The organism is Microbispora sp. CL1-1 (assembly GCF_012034195.1).
GTDB lineage: Bacteria > Actinomycetota > Actinomycetes > Streptosporangiales > Streptosporangiaceae > Microbispora.
Map to the genome: position 1 here is coordinate 262,504 of NZ_JAATEK010000001.1, position 14,640 is coordinate 277,143.

A 14,640-nucleotide genomic window follows, 5' to 3' on the forward strand; every position below is an offset into this window, starting at 1 on the left:
CCCATGAGCGGGATCAGGCTGGATCCGATCGAGCGGGCCGTCAACGACATCAGGGACGGCAAGCCCGTCGTGGTGGTGGACAACGAGAACCGTGAGAACGAGGGCGACCTCATCTTCGCGGCGTCGAAGGCCACGCCGGAGCTGGTCGCCTTCATGATCCGCTACACGAGCGGCGTCATCTGCGTCGGCATGGAGGGCGCCACGCTCGACCGGCTCGGCCTGCCGCTGATGGTGCAGGACAACCGCGAACGCCTGCGCACCGCGTACACGATCAGCGTGGACGCCAGGGACGGGGTGACCACGGGCATCTCCGCCGCCGACCGGGCCAAGACGATCAGGACGCTGTGCGACTCGGCCACCGAGCCGTACGAGCTGGTCCGGCCGGGGCACATCTTCCCGCTGCGTTACCGCGAGGGCGGCGTGCTGGCGCGGCCCGGGCACACCGAGGCGTCGGTCGACCTCGCCAGGCTCGCCGGGCTGACCCCGGCCGGCGCGCTCGCCGAGATTGTCAACGACGACGGCACGATGGCCCGCCTGCCCCGCCTGCGCGAGTTCGCCGACGAGCACGACCTCGCGCTCGTGTCGATCGAGCAGCTCATTGAGCACCGCCGCAGGTCCGAGAGCATGGTCACCAGGGTCGCCGAGACGCGCATCCCCAACCGCTACGGCGTCTGGCGGGCGTACGGCTACGCCAGCGCGCTCGACGGCGGCGAGCACGTCGCGCTGGTGTACGGCGACATCGAGGACGGCGAGAACGTGCTCGTCCGGGCGCACTCGGAATGCCTCACCGGCGACGTGCTCGGCTCGCTGCGCTGCGACTGCGGCGTGCAGCTCGACACCGCCATGCGCATGATCGCCGAGAACGGGCGCGGCGTGATCGTCTACCTGCGCGGCCACGAGGGACGCGGCATCGGCCTGCTGGCCAAGCTGCGGGCCTACAGCCTGCAGGACAACGGCAGCGACACCGTCGACGCCAACCTGGAGCTGGGGCTTCCGGTGGACGCCCGGGAGTTCTCCAACGCCGGGCAGATGCTCGCCGACCTCGGCGTGAAGTCGGTGCGGCTGCTGACCAACAACCCGGCCAAGGTGCGGGGCATGGACGGGTACGGCATCAAGGTCCTGGGCCGCGAGCCCATGCCGGTGGCGATGAACCCCTACAACGAGAAGTATCTGACCGCCAAGCGTGACCGGCTCGGTCACGAGATCTCGGGCGACGTGCCCCGCGACATCCACGGCGAACACTTCGGCAAGGAGGCCTCATGAGCGGCGTCGGACGACCGGACGCGGCGGCGGTGGACGCGGGCGGGCTGACCGTCGGCATCGTCGCGGCCCGGTGGCACGAGAAGATCACCGACCAGTTGCTCGCGCGGGCGGAGCAGGCGGCGCGCGACAGCGGCGCGGCCGTCGTCACGGCCCGTGTGGCCGGGTCGCTGGAGATCCCGGTGGTCGCGCAGGCCCTGGCCCGGCGTTGCGACGCCGTCGTCGCGCTCGGCGTGGTGATCCGGGGGGAGACGGCCCACTTCGACTACGTCTGCGACTCGGTGACCGCGGGACTGACCAGGGTCTCGCTCGACGAGTCGACCCCGGTGGGCAACGGGGTGCTCACCTGTGACACCCTTGATCAAGCGGTTGACCGGTCCGGCGTGCCGGGCAGCAAGGAGGACAAGGGGTATGAGGCGACGATCGCCGCCCTGGAGACCGCCCTCCTCCTCCGCGGCCTCGCCGGCCGACCTCGCCCGGTCACCTGAACCGCAGTCCGCGAAGCCGCGGCCTCGAAGCCCCAGCCTTGAAGCCACAGCCTTGAAGCCACAGCCTCGAAGCCGCGGCCCTCGCATCCGCAGCGCCGAGCCGGGAAGACTTGACTGGTGATCACGCAGTATCCGCCCACGGTCCCGCAGGCCGGGGACGCCGTACGCCGCCTCGCCGTGCCGGCTCGCGGGGGTCGTCATGCCTGAGAGCGCGCCGCCGCTGCCCGTCACGTGGCGTCCCCGCATCACGACGATCATCGCGTACGGCATGGCGGCGGTGATGGTGATCGGCTCGATCCTGCTCGCCGTCGGCCTGCCCGAGCAGTTCGGGCTGCCGGACCGGGTGGGCATGGTGGTGTTCGGCGTGGCGGTGGCGTGCGTGCTCCACCTGCTCGGCCGCCTGCGGGTCACGGCCGACGAGAAGGGGATCACGGTGGTGAACGCCCTGCGGGTCCACCGCTTCGAGTGGGCCGAGGTGCTGGACGTCACCATGGTGGAGGGCGACCCCTGGCCCAAGCTGGACCTCGCGAACGGGGTCAGCCTGGGGGCGATGGGCATCCAGAGCACCGAGCGGAAACGATCGCGGCGGGCGGTGGCCCAGCTCACCGCCCTGATCCGCGAACGCGGCGAGGCCCCCGACCGCCTCTGACGGCGACGGGGGCCGGACCGCCCGTTGGACGGCGGGGCTCCTGACCGCTTGTGACGAGACCTTCCGTCACGGGGCCTCCTGTCACAGGGCCTCTGTCACGGGCCTCCTGCCACGGCCATGGAGCCGCGGCGGGTGACGCCGTCAGGCGCTGAGCCGTACGGGCTCGCCGGCGCCGAGCACACCGCGGCGGCGCAGCTCGGGCAGCACGCCCTCGCCGAACCAGAAGGCCTCCTCCAGGTGCGGATAGCCCGACAGGACGAACTCCTCCACGCCGAGTGAGGCGTACTCCTCCACGAGATCGGCGACCTCGGCGTGGCTGCCGACGAGCGCGGTGCCCGCGCCGCCGCGCACCAGGCCGACCCCCGCCCACAGCCCGGGGTGGATCTCCAGGTCCCTGGCCCTGCCGCCGCGGAAGCCCTCGTGGAGGGCGAGCATCCGCTGCTGGCCGACCGACTCGCTGCGGGACAGGATCGCCCGCGCCGACGCGATGTCCTCGGGGGAGATCTGGTCGAGCAGCCGCCCGGCCTCCGCCCACGCCTCCTTGGAGGTGTCCCTGGTTATCACGTGCAGCCGGATGCCGAAGCGCAGCGTGCGGCCCTCGGCGGCGGCCAGCTCGCGCATCCAGTCGAGCTTGGCCGCGACCTGGGACGGCGGCTCGCCCCAGGTGAGATAGACGTCCACGTGCCGGGCCGCGACCGGGCCCGCGGCGGCCGAGGAGCCGCCGAAGTACAGCTCGGGCACGGGGTCGGGCCGCTCGGCGACCGTCGCCCCCTCGACCTCGTAATAGTTGCCTCTGAAGTCGAACGGACCGTCCCAGGCGCCGCGCACGATCGACAGGAACTCGGAGGTCCGCGCGTACCGCTCGTCCTTGCCCAGGTGGTCGCCGAACCGCCGCTGCTCGGCCGCCTCACCACCGGTCACCACGTTCAGCAGCAGCCGGCCGCCGGAGATCCGCTGGTAGGTGGCGGCCATCTGCGCCGCGAGCGTCGGGGACAGCGCCCCCGGCCGGAACGCGACCAGGAACTTCAGCCGGGTCGTCACCTGGGTGAGCGCGGCGGTGACCAGCCAGGCGTCCTCGCAGTAGGTGCCCGTGGGGGTGAGCACCGCCTCGAACCCGGCCTGTTCGGCCGCGCGGGCCACCTGTGCCAGGTAGTCGACCGTCGGCGGCCGGGACACGGCGGCCCTCGCCTGGCCGTGCCGGCGCGCCAGGCCGTGGCCGCCGCCGGTGATGGAGCGGCCGTCGCCCGAGGTGGGCAGGAACCAGTGGAATCTCATTGCTGCGCCTTCCTGACGACGTCGTTGAAGCGGTCGTCGACGAACTGGGAGAAGGTGATGGCGCCCGGCACGAGGCCCTCGGCGGTGAACGCGTCGGCGATCTCCTGTTCCGAGGCGACGACCGCGTCGTCGATCACGATCGGGGTGGCCACGGCGTTGGCGACGGCGGCGTTCGCCACCTCGACCGGCAGGCCCGTCTCCTGCGCCCACACCTTCGCCCACTCGTCCAGATGGCCGGCGGCCCAGTTCCGCGCCTTGGCGAGACGGGTGAGGAAGTCGTCGATCGCGGCCCGCCTGCCCGGGTCGTCGAGCGCGGCGGGAGCGGCCACCTGGAAGTTCAGCCCGTTGACGATGCCCGCGCCGTCGACCAGCAGCCGCGCCTTGTGCTGGATCTCGGCCTGCGAGGTGAAGGGGTCCCAGATGGCCCAGGCGTCGACGGTGCCGGACGAGAACGCCGCCAGGGCGTCGGCGGGCTGGAGATACTGCGGCTGGATGTCCTTGAACGACAGGCCCTCCTTCTTCAGGACGGCCAGCAGGTGGTAGTGGGCGGAGCTGCCCTTGGCCACCGCGACCTTCTTGCCCTTGAGCTGGGCCGGAGAGGTGATCGCGGACCCGCTGGGGACGAGGATCGCCGACCCCTTGGCGCTCTGCCGGTACGCGGCGACGATCTTGATCTTCGAGCCCGCGGCGGCGGCGAAGACGGGCGGGGTGTTGCCGACGCCGCCGATGTCGACCGCCCCGGCGTTGACCGCCTCCAGCAGCGGCGGCCCCGAGGTGAACTGCGAGAACGTGATCGCGTAGGAGGTGCCGTCGAGCAGCCCCGCGGCCTTGAGCAGGGCCTCCGAGCCGGCCTTCTGGTCGCCGACCCGGAGGGTGACGCGGCCCGTGGCCTGCCCGTCGTTCCCTCCTGACGTGCTTTGTCCCGTCGAGGAGCAGGCCGTGACGGCCGCCAGGACGATCAGCAGCGCGGCGAGCGGTCTCCTGGTCATGCGGGTCCCTCCGGGGTGACGCCCAGCGCGGACAGCAGGGCCGCGCGCAGGGTGAGCAGGTCGGGGTGGTCGCGGTGCCGGGGGCGCGGCGCGGTGACGGCCCACTCGTGGGCGAGGCGTCCGCCGTCGAGCACCAGGATCCGGTCGGCCAGCAGCAGCGCCTCGTCCACGTCGTGGGTCACCAGCAGCACGGCCGGGCCGTGCGCCGCCCACAGGTCGAGCACCAGGCGGTGCACGGTGATCCGGGTCAGCGCGTCGAGCGCGCTGAACGGCTCGTCGAGCAGCAGCAGCCTCGGCTCGCGGACGAGCGCGCGGGCCAGGCTCGCCCGCTGCGCCTCGCCGCCGGACAAGGTCAGCGGCCAGGCTCGCGCGCGGTCGGTCAGGCCCACCTCGGCCAGTGCCGCCTCCGCCCGGGCGGCCGGGTCGGGCGCGTCGAGGCCCAGCGTGAGGTTGTCGCGCACCCGCTTCCACGGCACCAGCCGGGGCTCCTGGAAGGCCACGGCCACCGAGCCGTCCACCTCCAGGCGGCCCTCGACCTCCTCGTCCAGGCCGGCGAGCGCGCGCAGCAGCGTGGATTTGCCCGAGCCGCTGCGGCCGAGGAGCGCGACGAACTCGCCGCGTCCGATCGTGAGGTCGAGGGCGTCGAGCACGGTGCGGTCGCCGAAACGCCGGGTGAGCCCGCGTACGGTGGCCACCGCCGTGCCACTCACCGAAGCGTTCACCGGGGCGTCCGCAGCGCCGGTCACCGAAGCGTTCACCGGGGCGTCCGCAGCGCCGGTCACCGTGCCGTTCACGGGGGTGTCCGCCGCGCCGGTCACCGCGCTGTTCACGGTGCTGTTCACCGGGCCGCTCACCGGGACAGGAACTCGCGCCGCCATACCAGCGCCCTCCTTTCCAGGAGCCGGACCAGGGCGTCGGTGAGCAGGCCGAGCGCGCTGTAGACGAGAAGGCCGACCACGATCACGTCGGTACGCAGGAACTCCCGCGCGTCGTTGATCATGTAGCCGAGGCCGGCGTCGGCGTTGACCTGCTCGGCCACGATCAGCGCCAGCCAGGCCACTCCGAGGCTCTGCCGCAGCCCGACGAGCGTCTGGGGGAGCGCGCCGGGCAGCACGATGTGCCGTACGAGCGCGGCCCGGCCGAGCCGCAGCGTACGGGCGACCTCGGCGAGCTTGCCGTCCACGCCCCGGATGCCCGAGAACGTGTTGAGGTAGAGCGGGAAGGAGACGGCGAGCGCCACCAGCAGCACCTTGGGCGTCTCCCCGATCCCGAACCAGAGGATGAACAGCGGGATCAGGCCGAAGAACGGCAGGGCCCGGAGCATCTGCATGAGCGGGTCGACGGCGTTTTCACCCGCCCGGCTCAGCCCGGCGACCAGCGCGAGGCCGACGCCCGCGACCGCGCCGGCGGCGAAGCCGAGGAGCACCCGTTCGAGGGACACCGCGATCGCCGTGGGCAGCGTCCCCGAGCCCACCAGGTCGAGCGCGGTCACGGCGATCTGCGACGGGGCGGCGAGCAACCGGGCGGGCAGCAGCCCGAGCGTGCTGGCGAGCTGCCACAGCAGCACGACGACGAGGGGACTGATCCACCTGTGCCACCCCCTCCGCGGGCCGCGGGCCGTGGCGGAGCGGGGACGCGGCCGGGGATCCGCCCGGACCGCGCCTCCTAACTCGCCCCCTAACTCGCCCTGGAGTTCGACGACGGACATGGACACACCTCGCTGTTGACGACGAAGGGTTCGCCACCAGCGTTGCCCACATTTCCTACCAAGTCAATGGGTTAATTGCCGGGTGTCGCGGCGCGAGCGGCACGGGCGCTCAGCTCGCGCAGATACGCCCGCAGTTCCGGCGGCTCGTGCACCTCGAACGCGTAGCCGAGCATGAGCAGACGCGACGCGAGCCACTCCAGGGTGTCGGCCCGCCCGCGCAGGCGGCAGCTGTGGTCGTCGATCGGCTCGACGCTCCCCGCGGCGGCGCCGAGCCGGCGTGCCACCTGAGCGCTACGGCACGCAGGGCGGGGACTTCGGGGCCTACGTCGCCCCGGAGCTGGCCAAGGCGGCGCCGGACAACGTCGTCGGCGTCTACATCATCAGCGGTCTCGGCTTCCCCGCCGAGAAGGACCTGCCGGAGATGACCGAGGACGAGCGGGCGGCCTATGCCCGGCTGATGGAACAGGACTGGATGAACGGCGTCGACCGGTCTGCTGCGCGCGGCGCCGCAGACGTTCACGTACGGGCTGACCGGCGCGCGCCGGCGGCATCGTCACCCGCGGCTCACCCGGGGATGGTGACGTTCTGCTCCTTGAACTTGTAGCCGGTCCGCAACGCGTCGCGCTGCAGGCCGTCGATCGAGCTCTTGCCTGCGGCGATGTCGGCCGGCGTGGCGGTGCCGTCGTGCAGTTTGCCTGCCAGCGTCTTGAAACGGGAGCTGACGCCCTCGACGGCCCTGCACAGGGTCGGATTGGCCCTGGCGAAGCGCTTGGCGACCTTCAACTGGTGCAGGGCGAAGACGCCGGCGATCGCGGCCTTGGCGATCGTGCGCTTGCGCTTGTCGGCCCCGGCCTTGAAGCCGCCGCTGCGTAGCGGTTTGTAGATGTAGCGGTGGAAGGCGCCGAGTGCGAGACCCGCGTGCAGCGCGAACCGCGTTTTGGCGAACTTCTTGACGTTGCCGCCGGTCGGGCATGGCGAGTCGTCCTCGGTCTCGGCGGCGGTCGGCGTGGCGACCGCCGCCGGGCCGGCCACGGCGGCACCCCCGGCCACCGGGCTGGTCGCGCCGCCGGACACCGGGACGACGGTGGTCGTGCCGCCGCCGCAGCCGGCGAGCAGCGCCGCCGTCAGCACGGCCGCCGCCGCGAGCGCGGTAACGGACCGGACAGTTCGTGCAGCCATCGTCTTCCCCCGTGACCCCTGCCTCCTGTGACCCTGGCTCCCGACGGTTGCCGCCCAGACGGCGACTATGCGGGTCTTTGCCGGGTCGGGGCGCTTTCCATGCCGTGGCCGGACGGACATTTTGCGGCCGCCGCACGGTCGGCATGGCGAAAGCGCGGGACGTGCGGGCGAAGCCGCCGGGGAATCGGGCCCGGCCCGGTGAGGTCCATCGTGCAGACGTAGATCCCACGTCGGTGGAAACCGGGGGCCATTCCGGAGCCGAACCGGCCCCTCATTCGTCGATCCCTGCCAATCGCCGCATCCGGATTCGCATCGGATTTTCCCTGGATCATGCGCGATGGCGGGCGACGGGCTGGACGCCTCCCGTAGCAAATTTGGACAATGAGGGAGAAATAGCCCAAACCGCCGCGTCGCGGCTTGATGGAGAGGGGAAAGGTCATGCGAGGTGGGCGATTGAGCATCATCGTCGGCTCGGCGCTGCTCGGCACGATCGCGCTCTGGCCGGCCACGGCGTCTCCCGCATCGGCGGGCGTGGGTGACGCGACCGTCACGCGGGCGGCTCCCGGCGATGCCTACACGAACCCGAAGCCGCCCAGGTGCACTTATCGATGCACAAACCACCGCAAGTTCAAATGCTGTCCCAAATGTAAGCGCGTTGCGGGGAAGTGCTAGGAGGCGATCCCCGCTGGGGCGGTCCACGGGGGTTGCCGGCGCGTTATCCGGCGATCTGTCATCCCGCCTGGAATCCGCCCTTGAGCCGCGCTGAATTCGCCCGGAATCCGCGCTGGGCCCGCATCGGGTCCGCGCTGATTCCGGTCCGAATTCGAGCCGGGTCCGGCCGGACGCGCTCCGAATTCCGCGCCGATTCCCCTGCGAATTCGCTCTGATTCCGGATCCGATCGGGTTCCTCGGTCGCGGCGTCGGCTGCCGTATCCCGGGGGGCGGGCGGCGGGATGCCGGTCGGGGCCGCGCACTATGCTCACCCGGGACGACACGGGGGACGACCCCCGGACCCGCAGCGCGGTCGGGTGCTCCGCCGCCGCGGGTCGTGCGACGGGCCCGGGGGAGGGGCGCATGGCGGTGCTGATCGACCGGCCGAACTGGCCGGGACCCCGGGGCCTGCTGTGGTCCCATCTGGTCAGCGACTCCTCGCTGGAGGAGCTGCATGACTTCGCCCGCCTGCTCGGCGTGCCAGAGCGCGCCTTCGACCGGGACCACTACGACGTGCCGGAGACGGTCTACGACCGGGCCATGATCCTCGGTGCCGAGCCCGTCGGCAGCCAGGAGCTGGTGCGCCGCCTGCGCGCGTCCGGCCTGCGCCGCCCGAAGACCCGCGCCTGATCTACATCGTAAAGGCGTCGGCCGGCGACCCGCCGTGTGCGTGCGCTGGTCAGAGCGCGGCCAGCTCGGCGGCGACGTTCTCGCGGGCCCGCGCCTCCCACAGGTCCCTGCCCACCGGAGTGCCGAACAGGCGGGGCTTGCCGAGCAACTCCCGCAGCACCCCGGCACGTCCGATCCGGAACGCCTCGTCCGGCACGTGCCGATACTCCTCGCGTACGGCTCTCGCGTACGCCTCGTAGGCGCCGGGCGGCGCCGCGAGGATCGCCAGATCGGCGTCGCACAGGACGGCCGCGTTCACGTCGCCGGGCTCGTAGGCGTGCCCCGCCGTGAGCCGTACGAGCCGGGCCACCTCGCGCACCCGCTCCGCGGGCAGGCCGCAGGCGGGCAGCCGGGCCTGGGCGAGCTGGGCGCTGCGCTCCTCGTCCCACCCGGGCCGCCCCTCGTAGACGGCGTCGTGGAACCACGCGGCCAGCCGTACGGCGTCGGCGTCCCGGGCCTGGGCGGCGAGCGGCTCGATCGCGGCCAGGACCGCCCGCAGGTGGGCCGTTGTGTGATAGCGCCGGTGCGGTTCGGCCCAGCGGGCCTCCAGCTCGGCGGCCAGCGCCCGCCCGGCGGGCGAGCCGCTGAGGCAGCCGGGCCGGGGCAGGCTCCGATCATCGGTCATGCGCCGAACCTAAACGGTGCCTGATCTGAACGGTGCCGGGCCTGAGCGCTGCGGGACCACCCGCTCGTCCGGGCCTCTGCCGAACCAATGGGCGGGCGGCCTACCAGGCGGGACGTCCCAGCACGGTCGCCGGGTCCGCGTCGCCGGGCCGCTCCTGATCGCCGGTACGCGTCGCCGAGGCGGGGGTGCCCTGCCACGGTGGCGCGGCGGGCACGTGCACGCCGATCAGCGACAGCGCCCGGGCCACGATGTGGTCCACCACGTCGTCCAGCGACTCCGGATTGGAGTAGAAGGCAGGCATCGGGGGTGCGATGATCGCGCCGATCTCGGTCGCGGTGACCATCGCCCACAGGTGTCCCAGGTGCAGCGGCGTCTCGCGCACGCACAGCACGAGGCGCCGGCGTTCCTTGAGGGTCACGTCGGCGGCCCGCACCAGCAGGTTCTCCGACACGCCCGAGGCGATTGCGCCGAGCGTCTTGACGCTGCACGGGATCACGATCATCCCGTCCACCGGGTAGCCGGACGCGATGGAGGCGCCGATGTCGCGGAAGTTGTGCACCACCTCGGCGTCGAACGTGGCCCGTGACGGCGCAGGTCGTGCTGGCCAACCGGAGCATGCCGCCGGACGTGATCATCCGCGAGGTGTGGCAGGGGACCGGCGACCGGCCGTTCGAGTCCATCGACGACGTGATCAAGGTGGAGGAGCTGGCCGCGATCTCCCAGCGATACCAGGAGATCGCGGGCTACTCCGCCGACGCCCTGCGCGGCGAGCGCTGAGCCGGCTCGGGCCGTACGCTCCCGGGCGGCCATGAGGAGGACGAGGCCGGGGTGGCGGTGCGTTCCGGGTCGTCACGCCGTACGGCGCGGCGCGCGATAGTTCAACTATTATCGAACTATGCCTGGAACCCGGGACCTGCCCCACCCCGACGCCGCGAGCCTGGTGCTGACCGACGTGCTGTTCGCGCTCAGCGACCCTTCGCGGCTGGCGCTCGTACGGCGGCTCGCGCAGGGGCCGCTGGAGGTGGCCGCGTGCCAGCCCACGGGAGGAGAGGTGCCGAAGTCGACGCTGTCGCACCACCTGAAGACCCTCCGTGAGGCCGGTGTCGTCCGCAACGTGCCCGAGGGCAGGCAGCGATACGTGAGCCTGCGCAGGGAGGACCTCGACGACCGCTTCCCCGGCCTGCTGGACGCCGTGCTCGGCACTGATCCGGAGTAGGACCGGACGGGTCTGTGCGATCGTGGTGACGCGACCCCACCCGGCCCGTCCGGCTTTGGTGGAATCGGCCAGAGCCTCGCGGAACGCCGCCACGTAGCCTGGCCGTGTGCTGCGGCGGACGACCACGATCTCGGACCTCGACGCGCCGGCGACGCTGGCGGAGTTGCTCGACCACCATGACTACCTGGCCGACGAGGGCGTGACGACCGCGGCCTACCTCGCCCTGAAGATGGGCAGACCGCTGTTCCTGGAAGGCGAGGCGGGCGTCGGCAAGACCGAGCTGGCCAAGACGCTGGCGGCGATCCTCGGCGCGCCGCTGATCAGGTTGCAGTGCCACGAGGGGCTCGACGCGGCGCAGGCGTTGTACGACTGGGACTTCCCCCGGCAGCTCCTGCATCTCAAGGCGGCCGAGGCGGCGGGCGTGGCCGACGTCGCCGCGCTGGAGGGCGAGATCTACGGCCGGCGGTTCCTCATCGCGAGGCCGCTGCTGCGGGCACTGGAGACCCAGCCCAGCGTGCTGCTGGTGGACGAGATCGACCGGGCCGACGACGAGTTCGAGGCGTTCCTGCTGGAGGTGCTGTCCGACTTCACGATCTCGGTGCCGGAGATCGGGACGATCCGCGCGGCGACCCCGCCGGTCGTCGTCCTGACCTCCAACCGCACCCGCGAGGTGCACGACGCCCTCAAACGGCGCTGTCTGTATCACTGGCTGGAGCACCCCGGGTTCGACCGGGAGGTGGCGATCCTGCGGCGGCGCCTGCCCGGATGCGCGGAGCGGCTCGCGGCCGACGTGGCGCGGACGGCGGGCCGGATGCGCGAGGCGGGCCTGGTCAAGCCGCCGGGCATCGCCGAGACCCTCGACTGGGCCGAGGCGCTGCTCACGCTCGGCGCGGTCGAGCTCGATCCGGCCCTGGCCGCCGCGACGCTGGGCGCGGTGCTCAAGCACCGGGAGGACCAGGAGACCGTCCGCGCCCGGGGGCTGCTCACGCCGGACGGCGGCCGTGGCTGACGACGCCCCCGTGACCGGCCGCCGCACGGGCCCGCTCGCGCCGCCCGGCGGCCCGGAACCGGTCGCGGTGCTGACCGGGTTCGTCCGCACGCTGCGGGCCGCGGGGGTCGTGGCCGACCACCATCGCACGCGGACCTTCCTGGCCGCGCTCGGCCACCTCGACGCCGCCGACGGGCGGGACGTCTACTGGGCCGGCCGTCTCACCCTGTGCGCCGGGCCCGACGACCTGGCGCGCTACGACCGCTGCTTCGCGGCCTACTTCTCCGCCGCCTCCGCCCCGCCGCACCGCGTACGCGCGATGACCGTGTCCGTGACCCGCCCGGTGGCGTCGCCGTACGGCGGAAGGGAGCGGGAAACGACGGGCGAGCAGGGTGACGAGCAGGGCGCGCCCCCGGCCACGGCGAGCGAGATCGAGGTGCTGCGGCACCGGGACGTGGCGCGGATGAGCGAGGCCGAGCGGCGGCAGGTGCACCGCCTGCTCGCGCTGCTGCGCGGTGCGCGGCAGCCGCGCAGGACGCGCCGCCACCGCCCGTCGCCCCACGGCGGCGCGATCGACGCGCGGCGCACGGTCAGGGAGATCCTTCGGCACGGCGGGGAACCGGCGCGGCTGCGCCGCCGCGTGCGCCGGGAACGGCCGCGGCGGGTCGTCATGCTCGTGGACGTCAGCGGCTCGATGGCCGCCTACGCCGACACGCTGCTGCGCTTCGCCCACGCGCTGGTGCGCGCGGAGCCGCGGGCGACCGAGGTGTTCAGCATCGGCACCCGGCTCACCAGGATCACCGCCGCGCTGCGCCATCGCGACCCCGGCCACGCCATGGACGAGTGCTCGGCGGCCATCCCGGACTGGAGCGGCGGCACCCGGCTGGGGGAGGAGGTGCGGGCGCTGCTGCGCCTGCCCGATCCCCGGGGCGCGATCGTCGTGATCGCCTCCGACGGCTGGGAGCGGGGCGAGGCGGGCCTGCTGGGCGTGCAGATGGCCCGGCTGTCCCGGCTGGCCCGCCGCGTCGTGTGGGTCAACCCGCACAAGGGCGACCCGGCGTACCGGCCGCTCACCGCGGGCATCCGCGCGGCGCTGCCCTATGTGACGGACTTCGTCGCGGGGCACAGCCTGGCCGCGTACGAGGAGCTGGCCGCGCTGCTGGCCGGCGACCGGCCCGTGCGGGCCGGGGGGAGGGGAGGGGCCGATGCGTGACGTGCTCGACCAGGTGCTGCGCTGGTGGGAGCAGGGGCGGCGGTTCGGCCTCGCCACCGTCGTCGAGACCTTCCGCAGCGCGCCGCGCCCGCCCGGCGCGGCCATGGCCGTCCTCGACGGCGAAGCGGCCGGCAGTGTGTCGGGCGGCTGCGTCGAGGGAGCGGTCTACGAGCTCGCCGCGCAGGTCGTCGCGACCGGGACGCCGGTGCTGGAGCGGTACGGCGTGAGCGACGACGACGCCTTCGCGGTCGGCCTCACCTGCGGCGGGATCATCGACGTGTTCGTGGAGCCGGTCTCCAGACAGGAGTATCCGCAGCTCGGAGAGGTCGCCGCGGACGTCGCCGCGCGGCGTCCGGTCGCCGTGGCCACGATCGTCGCGGGCCCCGGACGCGTGGGGGCGCGGCGCGTGGTCTGGCCGGACCGGGCGGCGGGCTCGCTCGGCTCGGCCCGGCTCGACGACGCGGTGGACGACGACGTGCGCGGCATGCTCGCGCAGGGCCTGACCGGCGTGCGGCGCTACGGCCCCGAGGGCGAGCGGCGGCTGGACGACCTGCGGGTGTTCGTGCAGTCGTTCGCGCCGCCGCCGCGCATGCTGGTCTTCGGCGCGATCGACTTCGCCGCTGCCGTGGCGCGGATCGGGCGCTTCCTCGGCTACCACGTGGTCGTGTGCGACGCGCGGCCGGTCTTCGCCACGGCCAAGCGGTTCCCCGAGGCCGACGAGGTCGTGGTGGCCTGGCCGCACGACTATCTGTCCGGCGTCGAGGTCGACGAGCGCACCGTGATCTGCGTGCTCACCCACGACCCGAAGTTCGACGTGCCGCTGCTGGAGGTGGCGCTGCGCACCCCCGCGGCGTACGTCGGGGCGATGGGGTCGCGGCGCACGCACGAGGACCGGCTGGCGCGGCTGCGCGAGGCGGGCCTGACCGAGGACGAGCTGGCCCGGCTGAGGTCGCCGATCGGGCTCGACCTCGGGGCGCGTACGCCGGAGGAGACGGCCGTGTCGATCGCGGCCGAGCTGATCCGGCTTCGCTGGGGCGGCACCGGCAGGCCGCTCAGCGAGACGTCGGGGCGCATCCACGGCGAGCCGCGGTGAGCGGCGCGGCGGTCGCGGGGCTGCTGCTGGCCGCCGGGGGCGGCAGCCGGCTCGGCATGCCGAAGGCGCTGGTGGAGTTCGAGGGGGAGCGGCTGGCCGACCGCGGGGTGCGGCTGCTGGCCGAGGGCGGGTGCCGCCCGGTGCTGATCGTGCTCGGGGCCGCCGACGTGCCGGTCGCGGGCGCGGTCGTCGTGCGCAATCCCGGGTGGGCGTCCGGCATGGGGTCGTCGCTGCGGGCCGGGCTGCGCGCGCTGCCGCCGTCCGCCCCCGCCGTGGTGATCGCGCTGGCCGACCAGCCGCTGGTGCGGCCCGAGGCGGTGCGCCGGCTGATCGCCGCGTTCGAGGCGGGCGCCCGTGTCGCCGTCGCGGCGTACGGCGGAGCGCCGCGCAACCCGGTGCTCGTCGCGCGCGAGCACCTGGCGGAGGTGGCCGCGCTCGCCGAGGGCGACGTGGGCGCGCGGCCCTTCCTGCGCGCGCACCCGGAGCTGGTGACGGCCGTGCCCTGCGACGACGTGGGCGCTCCTGCGGATATCGACACCCCGGATGACCTGCGGCGACTCAGCAAGGAGTGATTTGC

19 protein-coding genes are annotated in these 14,640 nt (G+C 73.4%); 11 read left to right on the top strand and 8 right to left on the bottom strand.

Annotation, left to right across the window (positions count from 1 at the left end; genetic code table 11):
- Positions 1 to 3: 3 nt before the first annotated feature.
- From HCK04_RS01210 to HCK04_RS01220, 3 genes are all read left to right on the top strand, one after another.
- Positions 4 to 1,263 carry a bifunctional 3,4-dihydroxy-2-butanone-4-phosphate synthase/GTP cyclohydrolase II gene (locus tag HCK04_RS01210; RefSeq protein WP_142644986.1) on the top strand — a complete coding sequence of 420 codons (1,260 nt, stop codon included), beginning with the start codon at positions 4 to 6 and terminating at the stop codon, positions 1,261 to 1,263.
- Positions 1,260 to 1,748: a 6,7-dimethyl-8-ribityllumazine synthase gene (ribH, locus tag HCK04_RS01215; RefSeq protein ID WP_142644987.1), complete on the top strand. Its 489-nt coding sequence runs from the start codon at positions 1,260 to 1,262 to the stop codon at positions 1,746 to 1,748. Before HCK04_RS01210 ends, ribH begins: the two co-directional genes overlap by 4 nt.
- Before the next feature lie 199 nt (positions 1,749 to 1,947).
- Entirely contained in the window at positions 1,948 to 2,397 is a 450-nt protein-coding gene (locus tag HCK04_RS01220; RefSeq protein WP_142644988.1) for a PH domain-containing protein, read from the top strand.
- Between the two features lie 141 nt (positions 2,398 to 2,538).
- Here HCK04_RS01220 and HCK04_RS01225 read toward each other — a convergent pair whose 3' ends face one another.
- The 5 genes from HCK04_RS01225 to HCK04_RS01245 form a co-directional block, all read right to left on the bottom strand.
- On the bottom strand, positions 2,539 to 3,672 hold the full coding sequence (locus HCK04_RS01225) for an LLM class flavin-dependent oxidoreductase (protein WP_142644989.1): 1,134 nt from the start codon (positions 3,670 to 3,672) through the stop codon (positions 2,539 to 2,541).
- Positions 3,669 to 4,661, bottom strand: coding sequence for an ABC transporter substrate-binding protein (locus tag HCK04_RS01230; protein WP_142644990.1), 993 nt, complete (start codon positions 4,659 to 4,661; stop codon positions 3,669 to 3,671). The genes HCK04_RS01225 and HCK04_RS01230 overlap by 4 nt, the downstream gene beginning before the upstream one ends.
- A complete protein-coding gene (locus HCK04_RS01235) occupies positions 4,658 to 5,383 on the bottom strand; it encodes an ABC transporter ATP-binding protein (protein ID WP_142645218.1) in 726 nt (241 codons plus the stop codon). Before HCK04_RS01235 ends, HCK04_RS01230 begins: the two co-directional genes overlap by 4 nt.
- A 128-nt stretch (positions 5,384 to 5,511) precedes the next feature.
- Positions 5,512 to 6,228 (bottom strand): ABC transporter permease, encoded by a 717-nt coding sequence (locus HCK04_RS01240; RefSeq protein ID WP_260617013.1) that lies wholly within the window; start codon positions 6,226 to 6,228, stop codon positions 5,512 to 5,514.
- A gap of 212 nt (positions 6,229 to 6,440) precedes the next feature.
- Positions 6,441 to 6,653 (bottom strand): WYL domain-containing protein, encoded by a 213-nt coding sequence (locus HCK04_RS01245; protein ID WP_142644992.1) that lies wholly within the window; start codon positions 6,651 to 6,653, stop codon positions 6,441 to 6,443.
- Between HCK04_RS01245 and HCK04_RS01250 the strand changes: the two genes are divergently transcribed.
- Entirely contained in the window at positions 6,647 to 6,973 is a 327-nt protein-coding gene (locus HCK04_RS01250; RefSeq protein WP_205829669.1) for a hypothetical protein, read from the top strand. The two genes, HCK04_RS01245 and HCK04_RS01250, sit on opposite strands and share 7 nt — an antisense overlap.
- Here HCK04_RS01250 and HCK04_RS01255 read toward each other — a convergent pair.
- The gene (locus tag HCK04_RS01255) at positions 6,934 to 7,548 is read right to left on the bottom strand and encodes a hypothetical protein (protein WP_142644993.1); all 615 of its coding nucleotides are present in this window, start codon (positions 7,546 to 7,548) and stop codon (positions 6,934 to 6,936) included. The two genes, HCK04_RS01250 and HCK04_RS01255, sit on opposite strands and share 40 nt — an antisense overlap.
- A gap of 1,074 nt (positions 7,549 to 8,622) precedes the next feature.
- Between HCK04_RS01255 and HCK04_RS01260 the strand changes: the two genes are divergently transcribed.
- The gene (locus HCK04_RS01260; RefSeq protein WP_142644994.1) at positions 8,623 to 8,889 is read left to right on the top strand and encodes a DUF4031 domain-containing protein; all 267 of its coding nucleotides are present in this window, start codon (positions 8,623 to 8,625) and stop codon (positions 8,887 to 8,889) included.
- 49 nt (positions 8,890 to 8,938) lie between these two features.
- On the opposite strand, the gene HCK04_RS01265 is transcribed toward HCK04_RS01260, so the two are convergent.
- The gene (locus tag HCK04_RS01265) at positions 8,939 to 9,553 is read right to left on the bottom strand and encodes a metal-dependent phosphohydrolase (RefSeq protein WP_142644995.1); all 615 of its coding nucleotides are present in this window, start codon (positions 9,551 to 9,553) and stop codon (positions 8,939 to 8,941) included.
- A gap of 100 nt (positions 9,554 to 9,653) precedes the next feature.
- Positions 9,654 to 10,115 carry a UbiX family flavin prenyltransferase gene (locus tag HCK04_RS01270; protein WP_142644996.1) on the bottom strand — a complete coding sequence of 154 codons (462 nt, stop codon included), beginning with the start codon at positions 10,113 to 10,115 and terminating at the stop codon, positions 9,654 to 9,656.
- Positions 10,116 to 10,135: 20 nt separating this feature from the next.
- On the opposite strand from HCK04_RS01270, the gene HCK04_RS01275 reads away from it, so the two are divergent.
- The 6 genes from HCK04_RS01275 (at position 10,136) to HCK04_RS01300 (ending at position 14,635) form a co-directional block, all read left to right on the top strand.
- Positions 10,136 to 10,330 carry a hypothetical protein gene (locus HCK04_RS01275; RefSeq protein WP_142644997.1) on the top strand — a complete coding sequence of 65 codons (195 nt, stop codon included), beginning with the start codon at positions 10,136 to 10,138 and terminating at the stop codon, positions 10,328 to 10,330.
- Between the two features lie 118 nt (positions 10,331 to 10,448).
- On the top strand, positions 10,449 to 10,769 hold the full coding sequence (locus HCK04_RS01280) for a metalloregulator ArsR/SmtB family transcription factor (RefSeq protein ID WP_142644998.1): 321 nt from the start codon (positions 10,449 to 10,451) through the stop codon (positions 10,767 to 10,769).
- A gap of 106 nt (positions 10,770 to 10,875) precedes the next feature.
- Positions 10,876 to 11,778 (top strand): MoxR family ATPase, encoded by a 903-nt coding sequence (locus HCK04_RS01285; RefSeq protein WP_142644999.1) that lies wholly within the window; start codon positions 10,876 to 10,878, stop codon positions 11,776 to 11,778.
- Positions 11,771 to 12,970: a VWA domain-containing protein gene (locus HCK04_RS01290; RefSeq protein ID WP_260617015.1), complete on the top strand. Its 1,200-nt coding sequence runs from the start codon at positions 11,771 to 11,773 to the stop codon at positions 12,968 to 12,970. Before HCK04_RS01285 ends, HCK04_RS01290 begins: the two co-directional genes overlap by 8 nt.
- The gene (locus tag HCK04_RS01295; protein WP_142645000.1) at positions 12,963 to 14,063 is read left to right on the top strand and encodes an XdhC/CoxI family protein; all 1,101 of its coding nucleotides are present in this window, start codon (positions 12,963 to 12,965) and stop codon (positions 14,061 to 14,063) included. Before HCK04_RS01290 ends, HCK04_RS01295 begins: the two co-directional genes overlap by 8 nt.
- Positions 14,060 to 14,635: a nucleotidyltransferase family protein gene (locus HCK04_RS01300; RefSeq protein WP_260617016.1), complete on the top strand. Its 576-nt coding sequence runs from the start codon at positions 14,060 to 14,062 to the stop codon at positions 14,633 to 14,635. The genes HCK04_RS01295 and HCK04_RS01300 overlap by 4 nt, the downstream gene beginning before the upstream one ends.
- Positions 14,636 to 14,640 lie beyond the last annotated feature (5 nt).

What these genes read in the sequence shown, in the direction of transcription:
- ribH (WP_142644987.1), top strand. Translation starts at nt 1,260, where the DNA reads ATGAGCGGCGTCGGACGACCGGACGCGGCGGCGGTGGACGCGGGCGGG.
- HCK04_RS01265 (WP_142644995.1), bottom strand. Translation starts at nt 9,553, where the DNA reads ATGACCGATGATCGGAGCCTGCCCCGGCCCGGCTGCCTCAGCGGCTCG.
- HCK04_RS01255 (WP_142644993.1), bottom strand. Translation starts at nt 7,548, where the DNA reads ATGGCTGCACGAACTGTCCGGTCCGTTACCGCGCTCGCGGCGGCGGCC.
- HCK04_RS01230 (WP_142644990.1), bottom strand. Translation starts at nt 4,661, where the DNA reads ATGACCAGGAGACCGCTCGCCGCGCTGCTGATCGTCCTGGCGGCCGTC.
- HCK04_RS01225 (WP_142644989.1), bottom strand. Translation starts at nt 3,672, where the DNA reads ATGAGATTCCACTGGTTCCTGCCCACCTCGGGCGACGGCCGCTCCATC.
- HCK04_RS01220 (WP_142644988.1), top strand. Translation starts at nt 1,948, where the DNA reads ATGCCTGAGAGCGCGCCGCCGCTGCCCGTCACGTGGCGTCCCCGCATC.
- HCK04_RS01210 (WP_142644986.1), top strand. Translation starts at nt 4, where the DNA reads ATGAGCGGGATCAGGCTGGATCCGATCGAGCGGGCCGTCAACGACATC.
- HCK04_RS01260 (WP_142644994.1), top strand. Translation starts at nt 8,623, where the DNA reads ATGGCGGTGCTGATCGACCGGCCGAACTGGCCGGGACCCCGGGGCCTG.
- HCK04_RS01280 (WP_142644998.1), top strand. Translation starts at nt 10,449, where the DNA reads ATGCCTGGAACCCGGGACCTGCCCCACCCCGACGCCGCGAGCCTGGTG.
- HCK04_RS01295 (WP_142645000.1), top strand. Translation starts at nt 12,963, where the DNA reads ATGCGTGACGTGCTCGACCAGGTGCTGCGCTGGTGGGAGCAGGGGCGG.